Source organism: Agromyces humi (assembly GCF_009720255.1).
GTDB classification, from domain to species: domain Bacteria; phylum Actinomycetota; class Actinomycetes; order Actinomycetales; family Microbacteriaceae; genus Agromyces; species Agromyces humi.
Map to the genome: position 1 here is coordinate 1 of NZ_WJSP02000456.1, position 2,659 is coordinate 2,659.

Genomic DNA, 2,659 nt, shown 5'->3' on the forward strand with positions numbered 1-2,659 from the left:
ACGGATGCCGCGGCGGGACGGTCCACGCGCAGCGCGCCGCTCGGGCTCTGCAGCACCCGCAGCCGGTCCGCCTCGGCGAGCCTGATGTAGAGGCGGAGCCCCTCGAGGTGGTCGCGGATCTCGCGCCCTCGCTCGGTGAGCGGACGTACCCCGGCCACCACGAACACGGCGGCGATGGCTGCCACGATGGCACCGGCGAAGAGGATGAACGGCCAGGCGCCACCGCGGTGGTCGTCGAGGGCCACCACGCCGAAGACGACGCTGAGGGTCGCCGCCCCGATCGCCGCGACGGCGAGGAGCAGGCGCAGCACCGGGTCGGGGCGCCGGCGGAGGCCCTCCTGCCCCACCCGCTTCGCGACGCCCTGGCGGAGCGCGAGCAACCGGCGGCCGAGCGTCGTGTCCCTCGCCTTCAGCTCGCGTCGGGCACCGGGGAACGGCGCATCGCTGTAGAGGGCGGACACCACTGAGATCGCATCGGCGTCGCCCCACGCCCCGCCGACGAACTCGACGGCGTACTGCTTGCGTCCGGTCTCGACGACGCGGAGCTCCCCGGCGACGGCTCGCTCGAGGATCGTGGCGGTCACGCCCTTCTCCGCGCGCCCGACGAGGTCGGCGGCGACCATCGCGCTGACGCCCTCGGGCGGCTCGTATTGCGCGATGATGGTGCCCCGGCCCGGGTGATCGCGCCACCGCACGGCGTGCAGGACGATCGCAGCCACCAGGGCAGCGAGGGCCAGGGCGGCGGCGACCGCTCCGGCGATGGCCGCGGGGGACGCGGCGAACGACTCGTCGCGCGGCTCGAAGGTGGCCGGATCGAACGCGACGGCCAGCGTGAGGTTCTCGAAGGGGCCGAGCGCGATCGCCGTGGCGAGCACCGCCGGCGGCGCGGCATCCGTCACCGCCAGGGAATCGCACGGCGTGGTCGAGCCCGAACCTCCCCGGTAGCAGGCGGTGTCGCCGGTGAAGCCCGCTGCGACATCGCCCGACATGCGGAGCTCGGCGCTGACGCGCCCGAACGGCTGCGCCCAGCCGGTGCCGTTGACGTCCCAGTAGAACTCGTCGATCGTCGCATCGTCGGGTTCGAGGGTCACGTTGTGCTGCGTGTAGCGGATGACGTACGTCTGCTCCCCGTGCACGAACCCGTCGTCGGCGATGGTCACGAGCAGGAACTCGCCGTCGTCGTCGGCTTCGGCGTCGTAGGAGCGCGGGGAGCCTGCGGCATCCGTCACCGACTCGATGCGGAGGTCGGTCGGATGTCCCTGGTAGTCGAGCGGGATGGCCCGCCGGATGCCGTGGTTCTGGTCGATCTCGGGGAACTGCGCCACCAGCGTCTCGGTCGTGGCCAGGGTGGATCGCCGGGCCTCGTCGCGGCCGAGCTCGTAGACCGCGTCGAACGAGGCGAACGTGAAGTCGTCGACGCCCGCCGGCACGGTCGTCACCGCCGGCACCGACATCGCCGGGACCGCCGCCGGGTGGCCCGCGGCCGCGACCTCGGCGACGCCCCACTCCTCGGGTACGGCAACGCCGATCGCGGTGAGCACGTTGCTCGCCACGCGCGCGTGCCCGAGCGAGTTGAGGTGCAGTTTGTCGGCGGACCAGTAGCGGATGTCGCGCAGCCCTCGGTCGTTGAAGTTGTCGACGAACGTCACGCCGGGCAGCTCGGCGAGGTCCTGGAGCGCGGCGGTGAGGCGCACGCCACGGGCGTCGAACACCTTGCCGAGCGGCAGGTGCTCGGTGGGGTTCGCGCCGCTCAGCATGAGCACGTGGATGCCCTCGTCGCGGATGCGGTGCACCGCCTGCCGGAACCGGCCGGCGACCCGCTCCTCGGGCATGCGGGGGCGGAGCATGTCGTTGCCGCCGCCGTTGAAGCTGATCACCTCGGGGCGGAGGGCGATGGCCGCCTCGAGCTGCTCGTCGACGATCGGCCCGAGCTTGCGCCCCCGGATCGCGAGGTTGGCGTAGCCGATGGGCTCCTGGGCGGCGAGGGCGAGACCCATCGCCACGAAGTCGGCCCACCCGCGCACGGAGCCGTCGGGGAGCTCGTCGCCGACGCCCTCGGTGAAGCTGTCGCCGATGGCCGCGTAGGAGTGGAACATGGGTTCAACGGTAGCGCGCGGCGCCGCGGCATCCGCCCGCCGTCGAGTGCTGCCGCCGGGGCGCGTCAGTGCGCCTGGTGCTCGTGCTCGAGCTCGCAGTCGGCACCCGGGTAGAGCAGCGTCTCGTGCCCGTCGTCGAACCGGACGAGATAGGGCGGGCCGCCGTTGGAGCCGCGCACCTCGAGCACCTCGCCGTGCCGGTCGGCCTGCCCGACCTGCTTGCCGTGGATGACCAGTCGATCGCCCTTGACCGCTTGCATGGGTTCTCCCTCCCGCGCTCGTTCCAGCGTACGCCGGTGCCCGCGGGGCGCGGTAGGGGTGTCGGATGCCGCGGGCATGGCTCCCGCTGCCTCCGCTGCCCTCGACGCCCGCGACGCCCGCCGGCTGACCGATCGCGACCCCGCCGGTCACCTTCCCGACTCGCCGTCCCTCGAGAGGACGGGATCGGCGGGTCCGGGCGTCGCCCGACCCGCCGATGTCGTCCTCTCGGGACCGAACGCCGGGATCGGGAGTCGGGAGCGCGCGCGCCCTCAGCCGACCGCGAGCAGCGCGGCCCACAGGTC

The 2,659-nt window shown here is 73.4% G+C and carries 2 protein-coding genes; both read right to left on the reverse strand.

Annotated elements, in window-relative coordinates; genetic code table 11:
• Positions 1-2,096, reverse strand: a 2,096-nt coding sequence (locus GH736_RS20825; RefSeq protein ID WP_159606718.1) for a GDSL-type esterase/lipase family protein, incomplete at its 3' end; no start/stop codon positions are given.
• 65 nt (positions 2,097-2,161) lie between these two features.
• Positions 2,162-2,356, reverse strand: a complete 195-nt coding sequence (locus GH736_RS20830) for a DUF1918 domain-containing protein (protein ID WP_159606720.1) — start codon at positions 2,354-2,356, stop codon at positions 2,162-2,164.
• Positions 2,357-2,659: the final 303 nt, after the last annotated feature.